29 protein-coding genes and 1 pseudogene are annotated in these 25,287 nt (G+C 43.1%); 6 read left to right on the forward strand and 24 right to left on the reverse strand.

The features are described from left to right. The first annotated feature begins 35 nt into the window (after positions 1-35). Positions 36-1,196, forward strand: coding sequence for a hypothetical protein (locus U1F02_RS08060; RefSeq protein ID WP_409989854.1), 1,161 nt, complete (start codon positions 36-38; stop codon positions 1,194-1,196). A 6-nt stretch (positions 1,197-1,202) separates the two neighbouring features. Here U1F02_RS08060 and U1F02_RS08065 read toward each other — a convergent pair whose 3' ends face one another. Continuing rightward, on the reverse strand, positions 1,203-1,475 hold the full coding sequence (locus U1F02_RS08065) for a hypothetical protein (protein ID WP_409989855.1): 273 nt from the start codon (positions 1,473-1,475) through the stop codon (positions 1,203-1,205). Between the two features lie 49 nt (positions 1,476-1,524). After that, a complete protein-coding gene (locus tag U1F02_RS08070) occupies positions 1,525-1,950 on the reverse strand; it encodes a DUF4399 domain-containing protein (protein ID WP_409989856.1) in 426 nt (141 codons plus the stop codon). A 236-nt stretch (positions 1,951-2,186) separates the two neighbouring features. Between U1F02_RS08070 and U1F02_RS08075 the strand changes: the two are divergent. Together U1F02_RS08075 and U1F02_RS08080 are read left to right on the forward strand one after the other, a co-directional pair. Beyond that, a pseudogene (locus U1F02_RS08075) lies at positions 2,187-2,477 on the forward strand (zinc-ribbon domain-containing protein); the annotation flags it as partial. A gap of 27 nt (positions 2,478-2,504) precedes the next feature. Beyond that, positions 2,505-3,332, forward strand: coding sequence for a putative zinc-binding metallopeptidase (locus tag U1F02_RS08080; RefSeq protein ID WP_409989944.1), 828 nt, complete (start codon positions 2,505-2,507; stop codon positions 3,330-3,332). On the opposite strand, the gene U1F02_RS08085 is transcribed toward U1F02_RS08080, so the two are convergent. From U1F02_RS08085 to U1F02_RS08100, 4 genes are read right to left on the reverse strand one after another with little or no spacing between them, the layout of a single operon-like run. Further along, a complete protein-coding gene (locus U1F02_RS08085) occupies positions 3,316-4,017 on the reverse strand; it encodes a glutathione S-transferase N-terminal domain-containing protein (protein WP_409989857.1) in 702 nt (233 codons plus the stop codon). The genes U1F02_RS08080 and U1F02_RS08085 overlap by 17 nt on opposite strands. Positions 4,018-4,075: 58 nt before the next feature. Next, on the reverse strand, positions 4,076-4,711 hold the full coding sequence (locus tag U1F02_RS08090; RefSeq protein WP_409989858.1) for a sulfotransferase: 636 nt from the start codon (positions 4,709-4,711) through the stop codon (positions 4,076-4,078). Further along, entirely contained in the window at positions 4,705-5,799 is a 1,095-nt protein-coding gene (locus tag U1F02_RS08095) for a GDSL-type esterase/lipase family protein (protein WP_409989859.1), read from the reverse strand. Before U1F02_RS08095 ends, U1F02_RS08090 begins: the two co-directional genes overlap by 7 nt. 50 nt (positions 5,800-5,849) lie before the next feature. Then, positions 5,850-6,167, reverse strand: a complete 318-nt coding sequence (locus U1F02_RS08100; protein ID WP_409989860.1) for a winged helix-turn-helix transcriptional regulator — start codon at positions 6,165-6,167, stop codon at positions 5,850-5,852. 130 nt (positions 6,168-6,297) lie between these two features. Here U1F02_RS08100 and U1F02_RS08105 point away from each other — a divergent pair, with 130 nt between their 5' ends. Further along, a complete protein-coding gene (locus U1F02_RS08105; protein WP_409989861.1) occupies positions 6,298-6,531 on the forward strand; it encodes a glutaredoxin domain-containing protein in 234 nt (77 codons plus the stop codon). Between the two features lie 138 nt (positions 6,532-6,669). Here U1F02_RS08105 and fusA read toward each other — a convergent pair whose 3' ends face one another. The 16 genes from fusA to U1F02_RS08185 form a co-directional block, all read right to left on the reverse strand. Next, complete coding sequence (fusA, locus tag U1F02_RS08110; RefSeq protein WP_409989862.1) at positions 6,670-8,763, reverse strand: elongation factor G; 2,094 nt, start codon at positions 8,761-8,763, stop codon at positions 6,670-6,672. Positions 8,764-9,017: 254 nt separating this feature from the next. Beyond that, positions 9,018-9,953: a hypothetical protein gene (locus tag U1F02_RS08115; protein ID WP_409989863.1), complete on the reverse strand. Its 936-nt coding sequence runs from the start codon at positions 9,951-9,953 to the stop codon at positions 9,018-9,020. A 169-nt stretch (positions 9,954-10,122) separates the two neighbouring features. Then, positions 10,123-11,079, reverse strand: coding sequence for a hypothetical protein (locus U1F02_RS08120; protein ID WP_409989864.1), 957 nt, complete (start codon positions 11,077-11,079; stop codon positions 10,123-10,125). Between the two features lie 151 nt (positions 11,080-11,230). Further along, positions 11,231-12,115, reverse strand: a complete 885-nt coding sequence (locus tag U1F02_RS08125) for a neutral zinc metallopeptidase (protein WP_409989865.1) — start codon at positions 12,113-12,115, stop codon at positions 11,231-11,233. 207 nt (positions 12,116-12,322) lie between these two features. Continuing rightward, positions 12,323-12,676: a hypothetical protein gene (locus U1F02_RS08130; RefSeq protein WP_409989866.1), complete on the reverse strand. Its 354-nt coding sequence runs from the start codon at positions 12,674-12,676 to the stop codon at positions 12,323-12,325. A 248-nt stretch (positions 12,677-12,924) separates the two neighbouring features. Next, positions 12,925-13,785, reverse strand: coding sequence for an alpha/beta fold hydrolase (locus U1F02_RS08135; protein ID WP_409989867.1), 861 nt, complete (start codon positions 13,783-13,785; stop codon positions 12,925-12,927). Positions 13,786-13,808: 23 nt separating this feature from the next. Next, complete coding sequence (locus tag U1F02_RS08140) at positions 13,809-14,297, reverse strand: hypothetical protein (RefSeq protein WP_409989868.1); 489 nt, start codon at positions 14,295-14,297, stop codon at positions 13,809-13,811. 51 nt (positions 14,298-14,348) lie between these two features. Beyond that, positions 14,349-14,786 carry a hypothetical protein gene (locus U1F02_RS08145; RefSeq protein ID WP_409989869.1) on the reverse strand — a complete coding sequence of 146 codons (438 nt, stop codon included), beginning with the start codon at positions 14,784-14,786 and terminating at the stop codon, positions 14,349-14,351. Beyond that, positions 14,743-14,964: a penicillin-binding protein gene (locus U1F02_RS08150; RefSeq protein ID WP_409989870.1), complete on the reverse strand. Its 222-nt coding sequence runs from the start codon at positions 14,962-14,964 to the stop codon at positions 14,743-14,745. The genes U1F02_RS08145 and U1F02_RS08150 overlap by 44 nt, the downstream gene beginning before the upstream one ends. 13 nt (positions 14,965-14,977) lie before the next feature. Beyond that, complete coding sequence (locus tag U1F02_RS08155; RefSeq protein ID WP_409989871.1) at positions 14,978-15,748, reverse strand: hypothetical protein; 771 nt, start codon at positions 15,746-15,748, stop codon at positions 14,978-14,980. 129 nt (positions 15,749-15,877) lie between these two features. Further along, on the reverse strand, positions 15,878-16,714 hold the full coding sequence (locus U1F02_RS08160) for a tetratricopeptide repeat protein (protein ID WP_409989872.1): 837 nt from the start codon (positions 16,712-16,714) through the stop codon (positions 15,878-15,880). Positions 16,715-16,997: 283 nt separating this feature from the next. Next, positions 16,998-17,429 (reverse strand): hypothetical protein, encoded by a 432-nt coding sequence (locus U1F02_RS08165; protein ID WP_409989873.1) that lies wholly within the window; start codon positions 17,427-17,429, stop codon positions 16,998-17,000. A gap of 363 nt (positions 17,430-17,792) precedes the next feature. Further along, positions 17,793-18,290, reverse strand: a complete 498-nt coding sequence (locus U1F02_RS08170; protein WP_409989874.1) for a hypothetical protein — start codon at positions 18,288-18,290, stop codon at positions 17,793-17,795. 49 nt (positions 18,291-18,339) lie between these two features. After that, positions 18,340-19,209, reverse strand: a complete 870-nt coding sequence (locus U1F02_RS08175) for a hypothetical protein (protein WP_409989875.1) — start codon at positions 19,207-19,209, stop codon at positions 18,340-18,342. 359 nt (positions 19,210-19,568) lie between these two features. Further along, positions 19,569-20,465, reverse strand: coding sequence for a GIY-YIG nuclease family protein (locus tag U1F02_RS08180; protein WP_409989876.1), 897 nt, complete (start codon positions 20,463-20,465; stop codon positions 19,569-19,571). A 308-nt stretch (positions 20,466-20,773) separates the two neighbouring features. Further along, entirely contained in the window at positions 20,774-22,057 is a 1,284-nt protein-coding gene (locus U1F02_RS08185) for a ribonucleotide-diphosphate reductase subunit beta (RefSeq protein WP_409989877.1), read from the reverse strand. A gap of 554 nt (positions 22,058-22,611) precedes the next feature. Here U1F02_RS08185 and U1F02_RS08190 point away from each other — a divergent pair. Further along, positions 22,612-23,007 carry a CsbD family protein gene (locus tag U1F02_RS08190; RefSeq protein WP_409989878.1) on the forward strand — a complete coding sequence of 132 codons (396 nt, stop codon included), beginning with the start codon at positions 22,612-22,614 and terminating at the stop codon, positions 23,005-23,007. Positions 23,008-23,176: 169 nt separating this feature from the next. Continuing rightward, complete coding sequence (locus tag U1F02_RS08195) at positions 23,177-23,323, forward strand: lmo0937 family membrane protein (protein ID WP_409989879.1); 147 nt, start codon at positions 23,177-23,179, stop codon at positions 23,321-23,323. 390 nt (positions 23,324-23,713) lie between these two features. On the opposite strand, the gene U1F02_RS08200 is transcribed toward U1F02_RS08195, so the two are convergent. Both U1F02_RS08200 and U1F02_RS08205 read right to left on the reverse strand, forming a co-directional pair. Next, positions 23,714-24,427, reverse strand: a complete 714-nt coding sequence (locus U1F02_RS08200; RefSeq protein ID WP_409989880.1) for a Crp/Fnr family transcriptional regulator — start codon at positions 24,425-24,427, stop codon at positions 23,714-23,716. Between the two features lie 8 nt (positions 24,428-24,435). Next, positions 24,436-25,281: a response regulator gene (locus tag U1F02_RS08205; protein WP_409989881.1), complete on the reverse strand. Its 846-nt coding sequence runs from the start codon at positions 25,279-25,281 to the stop codon at positions 24,436-24,438. Positions 25,282-25,287: the final 6 nt, after the last annotated feature.

The raw sequence follows: 25,287 nt of genomic DNA on the forward strand, positions 1-25,287 counted from the left end.
CGAGCTGATAGAAGTACGTAACTCAGGAGAGAATAATGGCTAAGCTCTGGTGGTTTTCAGATTCAAACGTGTTTTATTGTGTGCCAGAGGGCACGTCCATAATTGACGATCAAGGACTTCCTGTAGATTCAGCTGACCTTTACCGGGTTGATGTGCGAAATACAGTTGAGCTGAGCGCGCAATGCGAGTTGGTGGATCAAGTTATTATGGTTTCTGGTCGCCAGCTATTTAGCCAAGAGTTCCTGTCAACAATCCCCGCTAACCTGCCGAATCTGGCATTGATTAAGGCTACCACATCCGCTGATGCACGCGTCCAGCTTGAACAAATGGATCTGGACGGCTGGGTGTTCAATCCATTCACACATGAAGCCTTAAGTTTAAGTATCCAAAAAGCTTACGAAGATAAGAAATCGGTTTTAGCTTTGCAGGAAGAACTCAAGAGTTACTCGGAAATTGCATTCACGGCAATGTCTTCAGCTTCTGAAATGGGGATTGTTGCCTTCTATGCGCAGGCGGTTCAAGGCATATCGAATCTGGAACGGTTGGCAGATCAAACGCTAGGGTGTCTTAAGGATTTGTCTGTAAATGGCTACATTCAATTCAGTTTTGACGACTCTGTAGAAATATATCCCAAAGCTATAGCGCCTGGGTACAGGAAACTTTTTGATCAGTTTCGGACATCGGCTCTGCGTATTGTTTCGCATGGTCGTTTTTTAATCTTTAACTTCGATAACGCGCAAATTCTCATTGTAAACGCTCCAATCGCTGATTCGGATAAATACGGGCGGTTGAGAGACGTAATTGCCCAGATAGCGTCAATTGCTGAAGCCAGAGCGAAAACAATAAAAGTGAATGCCATGCTCATTGAGCATCAAGATCATATTCGAAATGTGATGGCATTGTTGGAAATGGCTTCGCGGGATAATCGCAATTCTGTTAAGCGGATTATGATGGACCTTTCCATTGCGTTGCGTGAGCAGGCAGTAAGTTTGGATCTCACACTCGAACAAGAAACCTCAATGTTACAGTTATCAGAACGTGCGCTCACGTCTTTGGAGACCTTGCACGAATTAACGGATGCAGCGGAAGGTCACTTCAGAAGCTTGGTAGTACAGCTGGACTTAGCTGCAAAACTCCTCAAAACCAAAGATCAGCCAGCACAAAACGAAGTAGAAGTGAGCGTAGAACTTTTTTAACCTAAATCAGGCGTTTGAGATATCCTCAAACGCCGCAATTACCACTTCCTCATCCTCTTCAGACAGTTGCGCCAAATCCATGATGCAACTTTCATTGACTCCAAGAATATTTTCAATTTCTTCCAAGTCCAAATCAGCCGCAGTTGCATCGCTGTAAAACTGCACAATTATTTGCGTCAATGCTTCGCTATTACCACTAGCCGCTTTTAATGCGTCAACCGTGTTGGTGATGAGTGTTGCGGTAAAAGCCATTTGGTCGTGAGAAATATTGTGTGTCATTTTGCTAATCGATGAAAAAAAATCTGATGCGTTTAAACGTTTTTAGTGTTTAGCGCACGGTTACTGTTATTTTTTCCGAGATGACGGGACTATCGCCTGGAACATGCATATAGTCACCGAGTACCAGTTGCAAACTGTGCTTTCCAGGAGGCAAAGTAATTTGGGTTTCTGTTTGAGCCTTACCAAAATGTATGAGTGTGGGTGATGCCGGAAGAGGGGTGTGAAAATCTGGCAAGGTTTCTGTATCGATTAATAAATGATGATGACCAGAGTTAGGTTTGTTCGTTCCCGCAGGAGCAATTTCAACGCCAGTTGCCCCGAATTTAATCGTGAATGTGCCGGGTACAGTTGCGCCATTTGCTGGTTCAATAATAAAAACTTTCGCTTTAGGATTTTCCACTGCATAGCTGGGGCAGGATACGCCAAGAGCAGTCAACAGAGAGATGGTCAACGAAACTCGCAAGTACATTTTCATTAATTGTTCCTCAGATGCACAGGTGCCAAGAGCGGATGAAAGCAGGGCGTCGCTGGCAGTCTACCTTTGATGCTTCAAAAAGACCACATTTGGTGTTAACCGCTGGTCGCTTTAGTTCATGCCGATTTTTCGAGCAAACGTTCTGACTCAGATGTGTGTTGTCGCACTGAGGTATTTAACCTGACCAGTTAAAAAGACTGAGCGATTATCGGTACATGATCAGATTTGGTGGGAGTATGCGATTGTCAAGCTGTACTAGTTGCGGCCAACTTGTGTATTTTGAAAACACAAGTTGTACGGCATGCGGCGCGGTTTTAGGTTTTAATCTAGACAATTTAAAAATGGAAGCCTATAAAAAAGATGCAAAAGGATTTCTCCAACCATTTTCGCGAAAGTCCAGTGTTGTCAATAAAGAGAGTATTAGGAAGCGTTATTGTGCTAATGGCTCAGATTACAGCGCATGCAATTGGTTAATTGACGAGGAGGATCCTAACGACCTTTGCGTTGCATGTCGATTAAACCGAACAATTCCTGATCTTGGTGTGGGAAATAATTTGGCACTATGGACAAAAATTGAGTCTGAAAAAAGACGTTTAATATACAGTTTGCTTTCGTTATCACTTCCGCTAACCCCGCAAAGTGAAGATGCCCCTGAGCTCGCATTTGATTTTCTCGCTGAATCAACTTCTACTGACGTTGAAGTAAACCCTGTGCTTACAGGCCACGCTAACGGCCTAATTACTTTAAACATTAACGAGGCGGATTCTGCCTATCGCGAAAAAATGCGCGAGCAAATGGCTGAGCCATACCGAACTTTGCTTGGTCATTTTCGTCATGAGTCAGGGCATTATTATTGGGATGTGCTGGTGAGAGATTCTGATTGGTTGGAAGAAGTAAGAAATTTATTTGGCGATGATACGCTTGATTATTCAGTGTCCCTGAAAGCCTACTATGAAAATGGCCCTGCGGAAAATTGGCAACTTAGTTATGTAAGTGCTTATGCAAGTTCACACCCCTGGGAAGACTGGGCCGAAACATGGGCACACTATTTACATATTGTAGATACCTTAGAAACGGCGCGCGATTTTGGTTTGCAGGTGCACCCCCGATTGACCGACAGCGAAGAGTTGCAAGCTGAGGTTGAATTAAATCCTTATCGCACAAAAAATTTCCGTGACATTATCGACAACTGGCTCCCCTTGACCTATGCCTTAAACAGTTTGAATCGTAGCATGGGGCATGAGCATGCATATCCTTTTGTGTTAAGCGAACTTGTTATCCAAAAAATGGATTTAATTCATCGAATTGTGCAAAAGAATATGCATCGGATTAAATCAACAAAAGCCGCACCTGCAGCAGAATCCGCTAGCTTGGGATTGTAAGCCCTTTAATAACGGCAGGTCTGCTAAGGAAGATCTCTAAAGCCTTGGTTACATACGGAAATTGATTTATTTCCACTAAATCTCCCGCTTCGTAAAACCCAATTAAATTTCGTACCCAAGGGAAAGTTGCTATGTCTGCAATCGAGTAATCGTTTCCCGCGATCCAACTATTTTTTTCAAGTTGTTTGTTGAGTACACCCAGCAAACGTTTCGCTTCATCAACATACCTGTCCCGTGGGCGTTTATCTTCAAAGTCTTTGCCCGCGAATTTATTAAAGAAACCTACTTGTCCAAACATAGGGCCAATACCGCCCATTTGGAACATTAGCCATTGAATGGTGTGATACCGCTGCACTGGATCTTTAGCGAGTAACTTGCCTGATTTTTCTGCGAGATAAATCAAAATGGCTCCTGATTCAAATAAAGCGATTGGTTTGTTATCAGGCCCATTTGGATCAATGATAGCGGGTATCTTATTGTTAGGGTTGAGTGAGATAAATTCTGGCGACAACTGATCGTTGGTGGAAAAATTAACGAGGTGAGGTTCGTAATCCATCCCAATTTCTTCCAACATAATGGAAACTTTAACGCCATTGGGTGTTGGTAAAGAATAAAGTTGTAGTTTATTGGGAAATTTCGCAGGCCATTTTTTCGTGATGGGGAATTCAGACAATAAGCTACTCATTGGTAATCCTTAACATTTGAAGGTTGATTTTAGAGTGTAACTATAAGGTTGAACGATGTCAGCTTTGGTAGTCAAAGAATTTTCTGTGTTCTTTTCCTGCGCTCAGGGAATTGATTTTGTTGGGGTGTCTAATTTCTTTCCAGTGATCTACTAACCTCCCGACGTTTAGTTTGGGGAATTTAATGCCAGCCGTAGTATTTAGGTTAAGGAATCTGAGTAAATCAATTAAGCTGTTGTCGTTACTTACATCAATATTCAAGAAATCATTTCGATTTGCGAAGTAAGTGAATACTTGTTGTTGATGTTGTAAGTATGCGGCACTCAAATTCATGTCACTTAAAGGATCTTCACATTTTGATAAGGAAAATGTTTGCTCGATACTGCGTTTGAGAACCGGATGTAGGTAACCCGATTTTGGTTCGAGTTGTGGGATCATTTTTGTAAGTAGTCGTCGAGCAGAAGGAATCCAGTTTTCGAGTGACCGGTTTAAGTAGACGAATTTGGAGTTTGGAAAAAGCTCGTCGAGTTGTGGGTAGTCACAGAAGCAGGGCGCATCTGAAATGACATCCGCCAATTCAAATGCGCGTTTTGTGTAAGCGGTGTGCGCTACTTTAAATCCATAATCCAGTAGCGCAACACTGACACTTGTGGTTCCCGTTCTAGGTAAACCTATAATAAAAACTTTACTTACCAATTTAGTTCAGATTTTAAGTTGGCTTCTAAGGCTTTCGCTAAACGAGTATGTGTTGTTAAGTTGGGATGATAATCGCAACCGAATCCTTCGGAGCCGTTATTTTCACCCAAGTCAAACACCTTTATATTTCCCTTTGCGAGGGATTCAAGAACTTGTTTTTGCGCGATGTGAACTTTCTCACCAAGCATAGGGCTTACAATTAAATAAATCGGTTTGTTTGGGTAGTCTGCTTGTACTTGCGCAATGAGCTTTGTCATTGCATCGCGATAATCGTTACTAACTGAGCCTTCCCAATAATCATTGGTGCCAATGTTAATGAGGACCGCGTTAGGTTGGTATTCCTGAGCGTTCCATTTGCTATTGATATCATCCGCCAAGGTGCGAGTGTGGCGAACAATCATGCTTGGATTGATCGGCGTTTTTTCACCGTAAGAACGCCAAGCTCCAATTCCGGACCACGCAATAGCATGCAAATCCGCATCGAGCGATTTTGCAGCCAAGGCTGCATAGGTTAATTGTTGGGTGCTGGTATCCAGCGTGTAGTGGCAAGATTGGTTTGCACCTTCGACACCGTAGCCTGCTGTAATGGAATCACCAATCACCAAAAGTTTTCTGTTAGGGGCAGCTGGTGGTGTTAAGAGTTTGCCGTCCGTTTGTGGGTCGCTTGTAAAACTCGTTATGCCTGCTGTTGATTCGTTAACTCTGGTTAGTCGAATTGTGTGGGTACCTTTTGGAAGATTTGATATTAAGGTGTAGACCTTATTGCCTTGTTCAGTCCAAAAATCTTTTGTTTGGCCTTCAACATCTAATGCGAAACGTGTCTTATCCGTGCTGGCAATTCCAATGCTGGCTTGTGTTCCTTCAAAGCGAAATTCAATTGCTGAGCCGGGCCAGGTGAATTTGGCCTCTCCAGAAGTAGATTTATCGAAACGACCAATTAAGCGTGAATTTTTTCCGGTGAACGGGGCGTTCACAGATGTGTTTTGAATGGAGTTTGATTTCTTTGTGTCGACGCTCGATTTAGTGTTACTCGAGCAGCCCGAGAGCAACAGGGAAACAAAAGACACAGCAATTAAAAAGTATTTCATTCGGAGAGCACCTTTTTTGTTTTTAAAAATTAAGTATTACTTTATGGATCTTATTTAGTATCAAGCTCATGTATTTGTCGAATAATATTGACCAAGCCTTTTCCCTTAGCGGTGAGCTGATATTCGGTTCGCGGTGGAAGTTCAGCATAAGCAAATTTTTCCAAGAGCCCGTATGCGGTGAGTTTACGGAATCGTTCTGATAAAACTTTGGTGGAAATACCTTCAATATGCCGCTCAATTTCACCTGGGCGAATAATGCCTTCTGCAACGCTGGTTAATACAGCCACAGACCATTTGCATCCAATCACATCTTCCAATTTCTGGTAATCACTGAGTTTCGACTTGGTAATTTTTTTCTCTTTTTCCATCAAGGTTTTACCCCAAAAAGTTACCGGGGCACCAAAAGGTGCCCGCTATTTTTAAGTGATGAAGTTACCTAATGTAGATCGGGTCAGGAGAAGTTCCTGCTATTAACCATCACTTATTTGAGGAAACATTATGAATACTAAAGCTGTGTTTTACCATGCAGGTTGCCCCGTTTGCGTTACTGCGGAACAACAATTTGTCGATAACCTCAAAAGTCCAGTTGAGTCTGTTCACTTAGGTCTACAAAAAGATCGTTTGGATGAAGCGATTAAAGCCGGTGTGAAATCTGTGCCTGTGTTGGTTGTGGATGGCAATGTGTTTCACATTAATTATGGCGCGGGTATAGAAGCCCTAATAAATGCTTGATTCGTTTTTTTTGTTTTTTCTGATTTTTTTAACGCCATAAAAAAGCCCCGCGAGTTTGCACTGGCGGGGCTTTTTATGTTCAGGATGAACGGTATGCCTCGTGCGCATGGATGCGCAGGAGAGGCGAGCCGCTAAAACTTAGTTTTTAGCAGCGGCAGCTTTCTTTTCTTTCTCTTTTGCGATTACTGCTTCAGCCACGTTAGCTGGGCACGGAGAGTAATGAGAGAATTCCATAGAGAACTGACCACGACCAGAAGTCATAGTACGCAGGGTAGAGATGTAACCAAACATTTCTGACAGAGGAACGTCAGCCTTGATACGTACACCTGTTACGCCAGCTTCTTGACCAGAGATCATGCCGCGACGACGGTTCAAGTCACCAATTACATCACCTACGTGATCTTCTGGGGTGAATACGTCCACTTTCATGATTGGCTCAAGCAATTGCGCGCCAGCTTTTGGCATAGATTGACGGAAAGCACCTTTAGCGGCGATTTCAAACGCGATTGCTGACGAGTCCACGGCGTGGAATGCACCGTCGAACAATTCTACTTCTACGTCCAATACTGGGAAGCCAGCCAAAGGACCAGTGTTCATCATAGAGGCAAAGCCTTTTTCGATGGCTGGGTAGAATTCTTTCGGAACACTACCACCCACAACGGTAGTAACGAACTTGAAGCCAGTGTTTGGCTCGCCCGGACGGATGCGGTAATCGATCTTACCGTATTGACCAGAACCACCAGATTGCTTCTTGTGGGTATAGCTGTCTTCGATTTCGCGAGTAATGGTTTCGCGGTAAGCTACTTGTGGTTGACCAACGTTCAGTTCAACACCATAAGTACGCTTCATGATGTCCACTTTAATATCCAAGTGGAGTTCACCCATACCTTTCAGAATGGTTTCGCCTGAGTCTTGGTCAGTCTCAACACGGAAAGTTGGGTCTTCAGAAACCAATTTACCGATAGCGATAGCCATCTTCTCAATCATGCTCTTGTCTTTAGGAGTAACAGCAATAGAGATTACTGGCTCTGGGAATACCATTGGTTCAAGAGTACATGGGTGCTTTGGATCACACAGGGTGTGACCGGTTTGAACGTTCTTCAAACCTACCAACGCGATAATGTCGCCCGCTTGTGCAGTGGTCAAATCGGTACGGTCGTTGGCGTTCATTTCCACCATACGGCCGATACGCTCGGTTTTGCCGGTGAAAGAGTTAAGGATGGTGTCACCTTTGTTCAACACGCCAGAGTAGATACGGCAGAAGGTGAGGGCGCCGAAACGGTCATCCATAATTTTGAACGCCAAAGCGCGGAATGGCTCGTCAGCAGAAACGATTGCGAATTCGCCAGTTTCATTACCTTCTTCGTCGGTCAAAGGTTGTGGGTTAACTTCAGTTGGGCTTGGCAAGTAGTCAACTACTGCGTCCAACAAAAGTTGCATGCCTTTGTTTTTAAAGGCAGAACCACAGAATGTTGGGAAGAATGCAAGGTCGCGAGTACCCTTACGGATGCAACGCTTGATGTCTTCGATAGAAGGCTCTTCACCTTCCATATAAGCCATCATCAGGTCGTCGTCTTGCTCTACAGCAGTCTCAATCAATTGACCGCGGTACAGTTCAACATCGTCAACCATATCAGCTGGAATGTCAGTCACCTTGTAGTTTTCTGGCAAGCCAGAGTCATCCCACACGTAAGCTTGACGGTTCAACAGGTCAACTACACCTACGAAGGTGTCTTCGCGACCGATTGGCAAGGTCATGATCAATGGTTGTGCGCCCAGAACTTTCTTAACTTGGTCGGTAACGCGCAAGAAGTCAGCGCCGATACGGTCCAGTTTGTTAACGAAAATCAAACGCGATACTTTAGAGTCGTTCGCATAGCGCCAGTTGGTTTCTGACTGAGGCTCAACACCGCCAGAACCACAGAATACGCCGATACCGCCGTCCAATACTTTCAAGGAGCGGTAAACTTCTACGGTGAAGTCAACGTGTCCGGGGGTATCAATAACGTTGAAGCGAGTACCTTTCCAGAAGCAGGTTACTGCCGCTGACTGAATGGTAATACCACGTTCAGCTTCTTGAACCATGAAGTCGGTAGTAGATTCACCTTCGTGAACTTCACCGATTTTGTGAATTTTACCAGTGAGCTTGAGGATACGCTCAGTAGTAGTGGTTTTACCGGCATCCACGTGGGCGAAAATACCGATGTTTCTGTACAGTGATAAATCAGTCATAGGAGTCTCTATAAGCTGGGTTGGAAAAATAGGCGCGTAATATACAGGATTTTTTCTGGATATGCTGTATGAAAAAGCGACGAAATATCACTCAATGGCATTCTTTTCGTCCAAAAAGGCTTGGTTTGGTGATTATTAGCTTGGATTAATTAGGACGGTGCCATTTTGGTCCGCGTCTGTGACACTTTTAGGACGGCTTGGTGCGGGCTGATTTGAATAAGTTTTAGCTACTCTAGCTGGTCCGTTTTGGTCCGCTATTTTTTAAACCAATAAGAAGGTTGAGCCTTTTGATCAGCTACTAAGCGTGCATCTGTCGGGGTAGGCATTTCAATGACACGACGTTTATCAAGATGGAGGCGCTTTAGTTTTTCGCTGAAGTATTGGTTAAATACCTTGTCGAACGAACCATCTGTAATAGCGCGCTCGAGTCCGACTTTAATGTCTTTAGCAAGTTGCTGGTTGTTTCTGTTGACATAAAAATAATAGGTTTCGGGGTAATGCAGCACTAATCTAGATTCAATTTTTAACCCAAGCTCGGGAAATGCATCTTCTTCATCATATATTTCTAAGGCCGAGCGCGATAAATAATCAATGCGTTTTTGCTTCAGCATATAAAAAAGCCCCTTCCAGCTGCCAGAGAGCTTTTGAGGTAGCTGTAGACTTTCGTATCGAATGGCTTCTGGCCAATCGTTGCCATGACCTGCCGTGTAATTATTCAATTCCTTTAAATTTTTTACGATAGAAAACTCCTTCTGATTTTCGGGTCTTATAAATAAAATACGCCACCCCGTTAAACCTTTACACAAGGGGATGCGGATCGCTTCCAAATCTTTATCAAGAGAAGGTTGAGCGTTTAGCCAATGCACGTCGTAAACATCATTTAATAGATTTGTCTTGGAGCGGCTCTCATTCATGAAGGGTAAAGAGATTTTTTCGAGCTGGTATTTCCGGTCAGACTTGTTTAAAGCGAGTTCAAGAATTTCTACGTAGTATCTAACGCGTTTGTAATAGTAAGGATTGGAGTCAGAAGCAGGGTAACGAACAACAATAGGTGCTGTTTGTTCAGCATAAGCCTGGTGAAAACATATTATGACAAGAGAATAAATGGCCGCTCTCAGGGTAGTCGCTACTGACCAAGAGTAAGAACGACGAGGTATGCATAACAGGGTGCGAATTGTTGGATACTCCAAAAGGCTATGCGCAAAGGTTCGGCAAAGAATGCAAAGCTATGATGCCATAGCCGACTCGTAATATTGAACAAGCAAATGTGAATAGCGAGGGGTGGGATAAGTTTATAAATGCATATGTTTTGGAAAGTCGAGATCGCATCTTAGCGCGACCTCGACGATATGAACGATATTACTTGTCTGCCTCCAGCACCATCTTAATCGATATTTTATTAGACTTCGTCATACCAGCGTTAACGCCCAACATAGCGGCGTATCCAACTTGTTTGGTGCCGTTGTATTCGTAGGTCATCGTTAATTTGTCTTGGGTTGCTTCTGATTTCATGCCGGCACGAATGTCACCTTGAACGGGTAAACTGTCAGCGTAAGTTTGTTTTAACAAATCGAGCAATTCAACATTTTGCTGAATCACACGTTTTTTCATTTCCTCGTCCATAGCGTCGGGAAGATATGAATAATCATTTAATTTATCTTGCGGAACCGGATGCAAGATGAAAACAATTTCTTGGGCCGCTTCCTTTTCATTCTGTTCATTAGCAGCGGCTGCTCCGCTCATGCTGGAAGATGTTTTGGTGTTGCCTTCAAGGTTAATTTTTAAGTAGGCATCATAGCCATTCCCAAAAAGAGAAGGGTGGAGTGATTGAAGATAAACGCGGCTGACCTTACCTACAAAGTTTCCATGGTTTTCTAGTTTGTTTCCGTCAGAGGAAACAATCCAGGTTGCGGTATGACTCGCTTGGCTTGATTTGACGGTATCAGCATCGGGGTTAATTTGGCGAAAAGGTTCGTACTGAGTGACGTCTTCTACTTTAAGTGGAGCAGTGTTCACGAAAGGGCGCAGATCCGGTGCGAGCATGACTTTCTCTTCACTTGTAGCTTTAATTGCGGTCGCCCAAGTAGAGTTAATTACCGAGTCATTTTGATCGCCCGATTGGGTGATCTCGAGTTCAATGCGTAAGGTGCCTTTGCGCCAACCGTCATCTGCAACAGGATCTTCGGCTTCTTGCGTGGAGCTGGTATCGGCGGTTTGTTGTGATTCATTTGATTTTTCGGAGGGAGAGCAGCTAGTGATAAAAGCAAATAAGCCGATAAAAAAAATGGATTTTAAGTGTTGCAGCGCTGTATGCATAAATGTTCCCCAATGAAGTGAATGCGAGCTAGGCAGTTTTTATATGAGCCAAGTACTCTAAGGAATTTTACTTAATCATGGCTGAATGCTATTTAGATTTGTATCTGTGTTTTTGAAATTGAGATGCTAATCACAACCATTAAAAACCAAATTAATTTTTGAAGGTATTGCAACTCTCGATAGCACCCGTTTGAAAGCCGCGATTAAACCATTCTGCTCTTTGCTTGGATGTGCCGTGCGTAAACTTTTCTGGTCTGACTGCGCCGGTGGCCTTTTCTTGCAAGCGATCGTCGCCGATTGCGGCAGCTGCGTTTAACGCTTCGTTAATATCTCCGCTATCAAGAAGCTTGCGTTGGTTATCGGCATAATGGCCCCATATTCCAGCAAAACAATCAGCTTGCAATTCCAATCGCACCGACAACGCATTGGCTTGGGTTGTGGATGACGCGCGTTGTGCACTACTAACTTTTGCGGAAATACCTAATAAATTTTGGACATGATGACCAACTTCATGAGCAATAACGTAGGCTTGCGCAAAATCTCCTGGTGCGCCAAGTTTCGTTTTCATTTTTTCATAAAAACTTAAGTCGATGTATAGCTTGCCATCCGCAGGGCAATAGAATGGGCCAGTTGCGGCACTTGCTAAACCACAGGCTGAATCTACTCTGCCTCTGAACAAGGAAAGTGTTGGCTCTTGGTAGGTTCTGCCCATTTTTTGAAATTCGGTTTTCCAAGAATCTTCTGTACTCGCTAAGATAACTGAGACAAAGTCAGTAAGTTCCTGTTCTTGTGCGCTCATAGCTGGTTGCGCCGTGTTGGCCGGGGCACCGCTCATAACTTGAAGAATATCTACACCAAGCAAACGAGCGCCGAAGTAAACAACCCCACCGATCACCAGAATGGTTCGACCAATTTTCGTACCGATTAAATAAGGTAAAAAACGAAATAAAATCGCCGCACCACCAATGCCTGCAGCAAGCGGTGCGTTGCGTTGATCATCGATATTGTTGCTGCGTCGTTCGCCTTTCCAGTCCATAAGATTCACTCCGGTTATTTTGGAATCCTGCGTGGGCAAGGTTAATGGCTTATAAAAAGGATGGGAAGATGTTTTGAATGTGAGGACGAAAAATCTAATAGGCTAAAACTAAAATAACTAATAATGCGACACCGCATGCGTTGTGTCTGGCGTTGGTGAATCAGGCCCGCTCCACGGGTCTTACTAATAACAGTATCTCTTCACGTCTTATCGTCCTTGGTTTCCTGTGCCGCTGCCTGTAGTGCCGTTGCCGCTACTTCCGGAATCGCCACCTGTTCCGGTTCCGCTTCCACTAGTGCCGCCAGAACCGGTTCCGCGCATGGAGTCAGATCTATTGGAGCCTCCGCGCATACTGCTACCGTGAGATGAGGAAGATGACCAGCTTTTGTTGGTTCCGCTCGTTCCGCTATTTGTTGTACCGGTGTTGTTCGATGTGCCGCTATTAGTCGTTCCACTGTTCGTGTTACCAGTTCCGTTTGTTGTAGTTCCTGTTCCTGACGTTTGCGCGACAGCTAATGATGCTGTCAAAATTCCTGCAAAAATAATTGATAAGTTTTTCATAAAAATCTCGTGTGCATAATGGAAAATTAAATTCGCTTTAAATAATAAATTGAAGGCGATTTGATTCTATGGTGCAAAAAAGAAATTATTCAATCCTTATATTTACATTTGGTGATTTATTTGCGTTGCGGTGACGTCAAAATTAAAACGAAATTTTTAATGTGTAAAATGTTTATCTTTATGTTGGATAAACCACGGATTGAGTAAAAAAATCTAGGCAAAATAAGGGGTGGTAAATTTCAATATTTTTATGCTGTGGCATAAGGAATATTAAAAAAATCCTTTAAATATCGAAGGAAATTTTCAGGATTGCTTTCCCAAGAAAAATGTCCTGCATTTTTTATTAAGTGTGTTTGAGCTTTTGGGTATCTGGTCTTTACTGACTTGGTACTATCGCCGTAAATATCATTTTCACCGTAGATAATTAGCACTGGAAAGGCTGGGTTAAATTGCTGTGATAGTTCCGGGTGATGAATAATAGCTTTTCGGGTCTTGTTGATGGGCGCTGCTCGAACATTGCTTACCATTTCATTAGAGACTGAAAATGCAGGATCAAAGTCCGACATATAATTTCTGATTACTTGTTTAAACAAGGCTTGATAAGCCCAACTTAAGCCAAGCATGCCGGCGAGCGAAAATATACCCATTAACATCCATTGCCCGCTTGTACAATGAGCCTTGTTGTAGCGCATTACTTCACGCTCAGTTTGCTTAAAAGTGTTAGCAGTTCCCGATGCAGGGCTGATTAAAAAGAGGCTTAGGATTTTTTCTGGATGCTTCTGTGCGTAGATTTGAGCATATAGCCCGCCCCACGAATGCCCTAATAAATGAAAATGGTTAAGCGAGAAGTGCTCTGCAATTGCATCTATGTCTGCAAGGTAGTCTTCTATTGAATAGCGCTGAGATGGGTTCGGCGAACGACCAGTACCTCTCTGCTCGAAGTAAATCACTTGGTATTTAAGGCCGAGCACTTGAGCAAGCGCTGAAAAATTTGTAGGTACACCTGGGCCTCCATGCAAGAGGATAATAGTTTCTGCGTTGGGCTTTGGGTAAATTTGTGTATAAAGGCTAGCGTCTGCGCCTTGAATATTGAGAGTCGAGTAATTCATACAACGGGGATCCTAATGTCCTACTAAATTGTCATGGGCGGTTTGCTGGGAATAATCAATGTTGATTCCAGCTCGATTAACGCTGGGTAGTTTGAGCCTTTCAAAAAATACCCAGTGCCAACTTGAACTCCTTTTTTCGGGGAGCCTCCAACAGGTACAAAATACATTTTATGGCGGGTGTTATTCCCTGTGTCGATAAATGTATAAAAGTTGGTTTGGTTTTCCCATAGTTCGGTTTGAATATCCATATTGAGCAATCGTACTTCATGAGGATTTTTGGCTGCGGTTAATGCGGCTTCAACGTTTTTAAGTTGGCGATTTCCTAAAAATGTCACGCACGCAAACACAAGCCCCAATGCAATACCCAAGATGGATATATAAAAAATGGATACCAAAATAACGATTCCGCCAATTAACCTAAACGCGGTGTGAACGGTTTTGGAGTTTTGCCCGCGAATAAAGCGTGCATAGTCTTCTAGCAAATCATACTGGGTTTTGTTGAGCTGGCTCATTTCAAGTCTATCAATAGGAATGATTAAGGGGTGGTAGTTTAACTCGCAATTTTACTTTTCCCGAATGACAATTCCAATTCCCGCTAATATTAATGCGACCGCTATCAATCTCATGCTGAGTGTTTCGTTCAGGAAAATTACGCCGCCTAAAGTTAGGCGTAAGCAAATAAAGCGAATGCGGAGGCCCAATTGCTTCCGTTGGCGGTTTGGATATTTGCTTGCTGGAGTTTTACGAACGCCAAAGCGCGAGCACGGCGGAGGAGGGGGTTTGCTGCAAACGCTATAAGAACAAGCAAAATGAGGCAGGCAGTTCTTAATTGCATAAATAAAAGAAGATGGTTCTGAAGGGTTAATAATTTGATTGTAATCATTTGTGAGTGGATTTACGTTATTTATTACGTGTTGTTTAAATAAATGTTTGGCGAGATTCACTCCTTCTATATTTTTAGTAGGATGAGTTAGGCGTAATGTCGGGGTTGATTTCGCCATAAATTTCTTCAGGGTCGAGGTTATTCATCAGTAATACCTCCCTAACGGCTTGAATATGCTCAAGTACGGTTTGGTAGCGTTCACCGTATTCATACTTATTGACCTCAATAGCTTTGGGCATATAGGTAAACGCAATTTTTAGGGCTTCTAATAAGCCGTCATGTTGTTTGTCTGTCATTTTTTTACTCCAATTAATTACGCTTTTTCTGTGCTGCAAACACGGCTATTAAAATAGCCATACCGCACATGGTTAAAGCTTCAAAGGTGGCTGTGGTTTCATTGGCGTTGTGAAGATCAGCCAAAGCTCTAGGAATGTGAAGGATTATTACCCAGATAAAAACCATAATAGCCGATAAGGTCGCTGCCAGTTGTGCTGTACGGGGTATTAGCATGCCTATGGCGCCAGCAATTAAGGCTACACCCGCAAAATAAGTCCAGAACATTGGGGCAGGAATCCATGTGGGGATTAGCGTTGCAACAAAAGCGGCGTAAATAAAATGCAAGGTAGCTGCGAGAATAAAGAAGCCACACAAAAAATATCGTCCTAGCGGAATTAAGCTCTCCAAAAATGAAACGAATTTTCCATATTGTTCTTTTGGCAGGCTTGCCGCTACCAAAAAGTTTGCTCCTGCTATTACTAAAGCCTTCCCTGCGTTCGTCCAGATTAAACCGTTGCTCAAGTTGGTTAGTAATGAGGGCAATATAAGCAATGCGAACATAAATAAAATTAAACTGCCGAGTAGGATGCATAACAATCGGGCTTTGATGTTCAAGAAAATACACACGCCCGTGATCAGTAAGCATGCGCCCAATAGGCAGGCGAGTAGGCTGTGCGCTGGAATCCATAAAGGTATAACTGGGAAAGCGCGAGTCACGAATTCAAGGTAAATAAAATGTTGAATGCCGAAGGCTATTAATGCAATAGCGATAAAACTTCGAGCGGTGAGAGTTAATGCTTTCATTTAATTACCCCATGTTATATTTAGAAAAAGGCTTTAAAAGCTTGAAAATAAATTTAATTTCTACTTCGGCTACGGCATGTATCCTTTGTGCTTATTTGATTCTGATCCTATTATTTGTTTCTAGCATGGCTATTTGCTTTTTGGCAGAAGCTTTTCGGCAATATCAGGGTTTAAGTTTAGGAATTCTTTAAATTTTTCTGGATTCTTTTCGATTCCCACGTCGTACGCCTTTTTGTAATCCGCTTGTGCTTCTGGGGCTTTACTTAATTTTTCGTAAGCCAAACCTCTACGCCAATAAGCAAAAGGGTAACCGGGCTCTGTTTTTAATCCTTCTGAATAGGCTTCAACCGCTTTTGTGTATTCTCCCATCTCTGCATAAGTCCACCCAAGGTGGTAATAGTAGGACATGCGTACCTTGGATTTATCGCACTGGTTGTGCAGCTCAATTTGCTCTAAAGCAGCAGTGAAATTTTTTTGTTCTCTAAAAGCTATCGCCTTTTTTAAAGGACTAAAACAATCAGGTTTTAATTCAATAAAGCCTGCCGCTGGTCGGGTCTCCTCGTAATCGGCGTGGTACATATCAAGGTAAACAGAATGTTTAACCACACCCTTATTTGTGTCGCAGATAACTTCGTAAATATCCATTATGGAGCCGAAGGGGCTGGCTCCCGCACTTCCCAATCGTTCAAACGCTGATACAGGTTCGTTATTGTCACACACCAATCGGCTTAAATAGCCTACTTGTCCGCTAGGGCCGTCTACGCGGATTGGGTTGTCTTTTGATCCCAAAGGATATTTAGCTAACTTTTTCTCATCGAATTTCTTTTGCTTAAATCCCAACAGTGTACTTAGTGCTTGTGTTGAGTTTGCATCTGAAGCTTGGGCTTCTTTTTCGCTTTTTGTAGATTTACTAGCGCAAGCGGTTAGGGATAGGGCTAGTATCAGTATGAGTGTATTCTTTAGCATGATATGTCCTTATTTTTTTAGTGGGCTTACTAGGATATAGCTTTTATAACGGCGTTTAATATCATCGGCGGCGTCTTTCATTCCCATTTTATTGGCTAACTCGATAAGTTCGGCCACTTTTTTTTCAAAGGTTGCGTCACTTTGGCTGTTTGCAAAGGTGTATTTATTTTTCCTTGAAGAGCTTAATTCTGATTCTCTGAAAAATCTTAAGTTTTCAAATTCATATATAGGATCAATATACTTTTTCGCTAAGTCATATTGTTTGGCGTTGATGATGAGATCTTTAGCAAAAAAAATGGTAGGAAGCCGCTTGTTCCGGGAAATTTTTCTCTATTTCGATAAAGGTTGCTAATGTTTCGTTATCCTTTTCAATATAGCGATTAATAGCATTGTATTCTTGGAACATTTCAGAATTCCCAGCGCCAGCTAACAAGAGATTCTTGCGCTCATTGGACATTGAAATAAGTTCGCTCATCGCCGGAGGGTAGATTTTTCCCAGTGAAACCCAAGCAGATAAACAAAACGATAAACGAACACCCCCTAGGCTACTCTCTTTTTTTGATTCTTTGAAATAGTACCTAAAGGCATCCAACGCTTTTTCGTACTGATTTTCGCCAATCATTTTGTCTATCTGAGATAAATAGTTCTTGTCTAGCTCGGCAAAGGCCAGTTGTGAACTCATAAATAGCAAGGCTGAGATTAGTAGCTTTTTCATTAGATTCTCCTTAATTGTTTAGTTATTTTCTGTGTTCAGTTTCCGCCTGCTGGCGAGTTACTTTTCATTCATTCGCACCATCCATGGTGCTCACACTGCGGGCAACTATGTTGTGCAAAATTACTCCTGTAATTTTGTGCTTCGCCTAAAGTAACCATAAAATTGCAGGACAGCAATTTTACACAGCTAAGCTGCCCGTAGGGTGAATGCCACGGATGGCATTCATGAAAAGAAAGGCGACCCACTCGTTCGTGTTTCTTTTTGTTTATTCATATTAATGCTTATGCTTAGATTGCTTCTGAAGCATCTTGTTCTTGTTCATAATGGTTTTCGAGTTATTCAAGCTTTTATTGATGAGCAATATCATCGCAGGTGCGCTATCTCGCCTGTTACGCATACGTTAATGATGGGTTTAGGGAATTCTTTGTAGGTGCAATTCGACATCAGATGATAAGCATAGCCTATGCGGTACCTTTGTTCTTTACAGGATTGAAGCCATTCATCTGTAACATCGAACTTTATTCTCTTCAGTGAAATAAGCGAGTTTCTTTTAAAGCCGTATTGAACTTTTTCACTCCCGGTTATAAATTCAATATTTTTGGTTGAGCCTGTTTCATCAATCTGAAAATCAAAAACAGCATAGCCCGAAGTTTCTGCCCTGAATCCTTCAAGTGGAAATTCGGGTCTGTAAAACTTTAATGTCTTATCTGTAACGGACAGTGTGGCACAGTTAGTTGATATTTTTTCCTGGGGTGCGACTTTCGATGCATCGTATTCGATCCACGGGTAAGTGCTTTCTTCGGCCGTGGTGTAGGTTGCTATCAGTCCTAAAAGCATAAGGCAAAAAGTCTTTTTAATCATTGTTGGCTCCTTTTTGATTATTCTGGTATTGGTTTCGCCTGTTGGCGAGTTAATTTTCCCATTCAAATGTATATTCGTGTTTTTCACTTACTGATTTACTCTCGTTTCCGCTAGAAATTTTTGTTAGCTCTTCCGAAACGACAGTAACCGGCTTTAGGGTAGAGGGATTTAAGACGGCACGTACAATTATACCTTTGCTAAGTTCATTAATTTGACTGCTGGGGTTGTTTCCATCTTTCATTGGTAAATTGTTTTCTTGTGTGAAGGTTTGGATGAAATTTGTCATTTCCCTTATTGCTGCTTCTCCACCAATTATTGATGTTTGAGTTATTTTAATATTATTTGATCCGTTCCAGTTTGTGACCATTTCGGTGGTCGTTGTAACGGGCAGCATCATCCCAGAGTAATCCGTAGTGGTTCTTTTTGGTTTTGTCTTGCCACCTTTAATCTCTAATTCTGACCAGTTGCATACCCAAACGCACCATTTATCTTGAGCGGTAGCAAAAAGCATTTTTCGAACCTGGGGTGATTGAAATAAATTGGATGCTCTCTCGGTTCCCCAGTAGCTACTTACGCGTCGAATATAATCGTCAAAATCAATTATTTCTAAGGGGTTCCCATTTGAATCTACCAAGAGATTAGGCAGCTGCATGGCCCGTATTATTTTATCCCTTTCAGCTTCTTTGCCTGCGGGAGTTTTCGGTGAAATCAAAACGATATCTGATTGTTTTACTACATGACCTGCCTTCGTTACTTCCGTTGATATTTTGTAATTCAGTATTATAACTGTATTATTTTTAGTTATTTTCTCAGTTACTTTGGCACTAGTAGAGGCCCAATTAAATTTGGTTTTCGTGTCTGCAACTGCATTACATGCCATCACAGTAATAATTAAAGCAATCCATTTATAAGATTTCATTTTTTCTCCTTTTGCTATTTTTATATCTATTAATTTTTGGATTACATGTTTAACCGGCGATGCTTTTTGTGATGGTTAAAGTTTTTACCCATTATGCCCATGTGAATTTCCTGGGCATCGCAAGATGATACGACTCGTTAGCACCTGAGAAACGAAAGATCACAAATTCGCTGGATCGCCTTTCTTTTGCTTGCTTTTCTTTGGTAGGCAGAGAAAAGTGAAGCGTGCGGCAGGTTGTCATATCAAGACGATCCGTTACCACCTGACAAGCGCAAGATCAGAAATTCACCTGCAGCAGGCATGGATATTAAATATTACCCAGCTCCAATTTTAATGTGCGCGATATGCTAAACAATGAATTATTCGAACATCTCAGCAACTGTTTTTGCTGATAAAAGTTTATCAATATTTGTATATCGTGGGCTTTGCATACTGCCTGATTTAGCTTGACCAAATGGTATAGGCGTTATCGGGCGAGCTGGTGCTGCGAAATTTAGTTTGTATTTTCCTCCATCTCCGTAGGGTTCAATTGAAGCTACTTCCGCATAGTGCGTGATGGCGGATGTCGGTGCCACCTGATAGGCGGCAATATATTTTATGCCTCTAAGCCGTCCGCCTCCGATTCTAATTGCGTACCAGCAATTTTCTTTAATAAAAACTTCTTTGAATCCGTCTTGTTGAGCGGGGACAATAATCGTATTAAGTAGGTTTTCCGATGATGTTGATGTTGGCGGGGCGGCGATAATTTTCTCAGACTTTTCAAAAATTTTAACTTCTAGTAAAGGAAGTATACTTAAAATCTCATGTAGAAATTCTAAGGTGTCGGCTTTTTCCGATTGACTTAAAACGGGTTCGCTTGGTGTAACTGAGTTATCGATTTTACAGCGATTCGCCAATTGGGCTTTGGTTATTAATGCCCATTCCAGCCAGGTGATGTGCGCGCGATTGAGGCCATGATTACTCGAGACGAAGATTAATGCTTTGTCCCAAAATGGTTTGTTTTTTTCGTGTGAGTCAATTCGGTTGCGGATACCGTCACCTTGACCAATATAAAGGGTAGGCAGATCGTCGCCTTCTTGGTAGCCGACCAGTATGTAGACGCCTGCTCTGTTTAATTCTTCTCGATTTCTATATTCATTCCATGAGGGTCTCGAGATTTCCAATCCGACCCCAGTCCAATTCATTTTGTCGATTATTTTTAGGGAACTTGGATTTCCATTCGGAATAAACATTCTTATTGTGTAAGGTTTGTTCATGCATTATCCAAAAAATGTGTTGGCCACAATGTTTATTTTTTTATTTAAAAAACAAAAAACCGCTACCAAGCCCCACCAGAAAAACATCTGATACAACTCAATAACGGTTTTGGTTTATTCACTCCGGAACATGTTTGTCCATTTGTTACTTCGCAGTGCGAAGCTTTTTAAGAGCTGGGTTTGCTCGCTTCACTCGCCCTTCGGGCCAGCCTTGCGGCTGTTCAAAGCGCTTTGCGCTTTAGTCCGCTACGCGAGGGTGACGACTCCCAAAATAAATTAAAGGTGTCGCCAATAATTTTTTAAAAAAATTAATCCCAAGAAAGCGCACCACCTGTTTGATACTCAATCACGCGCGTTTCAAAGAAATTCTTCTCCTTACGCAAATCCATAATTTCGCTCATCCATGGGAATGGGTTTTGTGCGCCGGGGAATTGTTCTTTCAAACCCACTTGTGCGCAGCGGCGGTTGGCGATGAAGTGGAGGTATTCTTCCATCATGGCGGCGTTCATGCCGAGTACGCCGCGTGGCATTGAGTCGCGGGCGTATTGAATTTCTAACTCGGTGCCTTCCAAAATCATTTGGATCACTTCTTGTTGGAATTCTGGTGTCCACAAGTGTGGGTTTTCCAATTTGATTTGGTTGATTACGTCGATACCAAAATTCAAATGCATGGATTCGTCGCGCAAAATGTATTGGAACTGTTCTGCAACGCCGGTCATTTTGTTGCGGCGCCCCATAGAAAGAATTTGGCTGAATCCACAGTAGAAGAAAATACCTTCGGTCACTACGTAGAAAGCTACGAGGTTGCGCAGCAATTCTTGGTCGGTTTCTGGTGTGCCGGTTTGGAAGGTTGGGTCGCTCAATGATTGAGTGTGCTTCAAGCTCCATGCGGCTTTGTTGGCTACCGATGGCAATTCGCGGTACATGTTGAAGATTTCGCCTTCGTCCATGCCCAAAGATTCAATGCAGTATTGGTAGGCGTGGGTGTGAATGGCTTCTTCGAATGATTGACGCAAAATGTATTGGCGGCACTCGGGGTTGGTGATCAAGCGGTAAATCGCCAATACGAGGTTGTTGGCTACCAAGGAGTCGGCTGTTGAGAAGTAACCGAGGCTGCGCATTACAACGCGGCGTTCGTCTTCGGTGAGGCCGTCTTTGCTTTTCCATAAAGCGATGTCGGCGGTCATGTTGACCTCTTGTGGCATCCAGTGGTTTGAGCAGCCGTCCAAATATTTTTGCCATGCCCAGTCGTATTTGAAGGGTACGAGTTGGTTCAAATCGGCGCGGCAGTTGATCATTCGCTTTTCATCTACTTGAATACGGGCGGCGCCCATTTCAAGTTCGGCAATGCCGGGTGCGGAATCCAATTGCGCGAGTGAGGCGCGGGCTTTGGCTAGCTCTGGGCTAATGCCTTCTTCTTTAGCGGCAGTTGCAAAGCTGGCGGTTGTGGCTGCTGGCGCGCCAGCAGCCTGCGCTTGGGCTAGAGGTTCCTGAGTCGCTTGCGGCGCGGAATTGAGTACTTCCTGACGTGCAGATTCTTTGGCGGCTTCTTTTACGGCTTCATCTGTGTCGAATTCATCCCAACTTAACATGGCTTTCCTCTCTATTAAGGCTTTTGTAACGGTTATTCGCAGTGGTTATTCAGGTGCTCGTTCTTTTAATGCCACCGGCTAAGGGCGCTAGCCCCGTAAGGCTTAGTGATGGATGGCTTTTAAAAGTTCGGCCTCATTTTCTATCGCTCACTTATTGCTGTTCTTGTGATAGATCAAAGGACCAGGCGCTGCTCTTGGGCTGCGAGCCGTAAGTTGGCTGCGCGCACTGGTTAGCAACTGCTCAAGGTGGCCATACTATAAGGGAGACTTGGATTGGGCACAATATCTAGTGTTTTATATTTTGTGATGCACTAGATATATGCACCAGTATTTCACAGCTTATCCACAGGGGAGGGAAGCAAAAGCCGCATAAGCCCCGATTTTGGTGGCTTTTTGTCACTGTAAAAACTCCCGCAAACCCTAAAACAGGTTCGGCATCGTACAGATTCAACTCAGTGGTTGCGGCTAGTCTAAGCACCTATTGGCCGTTTCATAACTAGCCACCACCAGCCGCCTGAGACATTTTTGTCTCGATGCATGATCAGGAGTTTGCTATGCACAAAAACCATGATTACCTGTTGAGCAATGCGCATCAATCCCACTTCTTACCCAAGAAAAGCTATATGACCAAATATATGAACAGCATTTGGCGGGACAAGCGCAGCCCTTTCTTGAGCGACGAAGGGCAGAGCACTTTTGAAGACTCCTTCGCAGGTGATGAATTGCCTCTGCGGGAAAAAAACCTTTTAACAGAGCATCAATTAAAGGCCGTTTGGCAGCAGGAAATTACCAAAGCACGGATGATGAAGGGCAAAGTGACGGAAGATGAATTGTTAGAAAGTGCGGGGCAAATTGAGCGCTTGGCCGGTTTGGTACAAGAGCGCTATGCGGTGTCTCATGCAGAAGCTGAAAAGCAGGTGGCCGCCTTTTTGCGGCGCAGGCTTTCGTAAACGTTTTTAAAAATCAAAATAATCATGTGGATTATTCAGTAGTGCGCTTCACGCAGTTTATTTCAATTTTATGGGTGCGGATAAGGTTAGTTAGCGTACGGAATTTATAGGGCGCTTTTCCTAATCTGGCATTACCTTCTTACAGGTCAACTGAAACAGGAGATTCACCATGTTAGAAACTATTGCAGTGATTCTGCTCATTTTATGGGTGCTAGGTTTGGTATCGTCGTACACGATCGGCGGTTTTATTCATCTATTACTGGTTGCAGCTGTGGTAATTATTTTGGTGAGAATTATTCAGGGTAGACGGTTATAACTTTTCAGTTTGGTGGAATCAATTCCGCTTTTCCTTCCTAAATATCTTGCTGGAATACCCTAAATATCTTGCTGGAATACGCCCGAATTAAGTGCAAGCTTATGTGTGTTCCAGATTTTTTAGAAGCAGTTTGGCGAGTGTGGACGTATTTGTAATCCGATTAATCTTAGCGATGATTGCTTGGTCTTAGCGAAGGGATTTGCTTTTTTTGATTTATTGTTATCGTTCTTTTTTTAACGTTTTTTTATCGTTCTGCTTTTATCGAAATTCTTCGGCGTCGTTTTTCTGATTTTTAAAATGTCAGTTTAATTTTTTTCCCAAGTCATTCCCATTTAGACTGTTTAAACAATTGAACAAGTATGACTTTGTTAAATAAGTTACGGGTTATTGTTACTTCAGGTTGCTCATCAGGCGTGTAACTTCTTTTTTAACAACTTGATAGCATTCGCAGGTGCGTGCTTCGAGTTTGCGTCTATCCAGTACTGCAATATGGCCACGTCTATAGCGAATGCATTCGGCGTTTTGCAAGCTGCCTGCTGCTTCGGTGACGCTTTCTCGCCTTACACCTAACATATTAGCCACCAGTTCCTGGGTCATCACTAATTCCCCGGTAGGGATGCGGTCAACCGTGTTTAATAACCAGCGACACAATTGCTGTTCAACGGAGTGGTGACGATTGCATACCGCGGTTTGAAACATTTGGGTCATGAGCGCTTGGGTGTATCGTAAAAGCATTCGTTGCATAAAATCACCGCAGTTGAATTCTGCTTTTAAAATAGTGCGATCAAGCCGGTAGGCGTAACCCGCCGTTTGTACAACCGCTGCGCTGGGTGTCGTGTTACCGCCTAAAAATAAACTCACACCAACCATGCCCTCGTTGCCTACACCGGCAGCTTCTGCAGATGCGCCGGATTCCATTACGTATTGCAGCGAGATAATACTGGTTGTTGGGAAGTAAGCATGTGTTAAAGGTTGATTGGGTTCGTAAATACTTTCGCCGAGCTTAAGTTGTACCAACTCGAGACGTGCAGTGAGCCGATCAATTTCCGGTTTGCTCAAGGCGGCGATAAGGTGGTTTTGTAGTGGGCTATGATTCGGTTGCATTCTTATCCTTACTGGCTGACGCCAGGCATTTCTTTGCACTGGATACCTACACCGCGGTAACCAATGAAACGGTTTGCCAAATCAAACATAGGTTCACCACTTACACGGTAGTGGTGTGTGATTCCTTTAGGGTCAACTCTGCTAAACGAAAAATCGATAAAAGGTTGCCTCGCTTCAATAATGCGTTGCAGCTCTTTGCGTTCATCTTCGTTCCAGCCCGCGTTATCTAACTCAGCGATAGATGTGGTTTTTCCTACTAGCGGATCTACTTGTATGCCGAGCATTTCCAGTACGGGGCCAGAAACTTTTACGAATTTTCCGTCGTGGTCTTGTTCCCAATACCAATCTGAAGCTAGCTCGGTAAGGCTGCGGTAACGCGCTTCGCTTTCGCGTAACTCTGCGGTGCGTTCAGCTACAGTTTGTTCCAAAATTTTGTTGTAGTTCTCAAGCTTTTTGTAAAGCAAGCGAACCTCTAACATATTGTGAATGCGCGTTTTTACTTCAATTAAATCAAATGGTTTGCTGATGAAATCCTTTGCACCTGTTTGCAATGCGCGCAGTTTGTGGCCGGGTTGTGCGGTGAGCACAATCACGGGCAAGTATCCTTCCTGATCGTTGGTCTTTAGAACTTCCATGACCTGGAAACCATCCATCTCAGGCATTTGCAAATCCAGCAAAATCAAATCGTAATAATTTTTTCGATGCAGCGCGCCGACTTCAACCGGGTTCATTGTGGATGAAACATTCGTATAACCCGCTTCGCTTAAAAGTTGCTCCAGTAGCGCTACGTTCGCTTGCTGATCATCAACAATCAAGATGCTGGCATTGAGAATATCTTGCTCTGTTAGCTTCATATTCAT

The organism is Cellvibrio sp., from assembly GCF_046347455.1.
Lineage (GTDB): Bacteria > Pseudomonadota > Gammaproteobacteria > Pseudomonadales > Cellvibrionaceae > Cellvibrio.